Source organism: Staphylococcus sp. TCBT05 (assembly GCF_055179755.1).
In genome coordinates, this window is record NZ_JBUQDQ010000046.1 from 1 (window position 1) to 347 (window position 347).

Consider the following 347-nt stretch of genomic DNA (forward strand, 5'->3'; position numbering starts at 1 on the left):
TTTTAATAAAATATCTCAAACATGTCTTGCGGAAGTAGTTCAGTGGTAGAATACAACCTTGCCAAGGTTGGGGTCGCGGGTTCGAATCCCGTCTTCCGCTCCAATTTTCAATATGACATGCCGGGGTGGCGGAACAGGCAGACGCACAGGACTTAAAATCCTGCGGTGGGTGACCACCGTGCGGGTTCGACCCCCGCCCTCGGCACCATATGCGCCCGTAGCTCAATTGGATAGAGCGTTTGACTACGGATCAAGAGGTTAGGGGTTCGACTCCTCTCGGGCGCGCTTTTATTAACGGGAAGTGGCTCAGCTTGGTAGAGCACCTGGTTTGGGACCAGGGGGTCGCA

Annotated in this window: 3 tRNA genes; all 3 read left to right on the top strand. The window is 54.2% G+C overall.

Annotated features, from left to right (window positions below):
• The first annotated feature begins 28 nt into the window (after positions 1–28).
• Positions 29–103, top strand: a tRNA-Gly gene (locus ACY191_RS14315).
• Between the two features lie 16 nt (positions 104–119).
• A tRNA-Leu gene (locus ACY191_RS14320) sits at positions 120–208 on the top strand.
• 3 nt (positions 209–211) lie between these two features.
• Positions 212–285 (top strand) — tRNA-Arg (locus ACY191_RS14325).
• Positions 286–347: the final 62 nt, after the last annotated feature.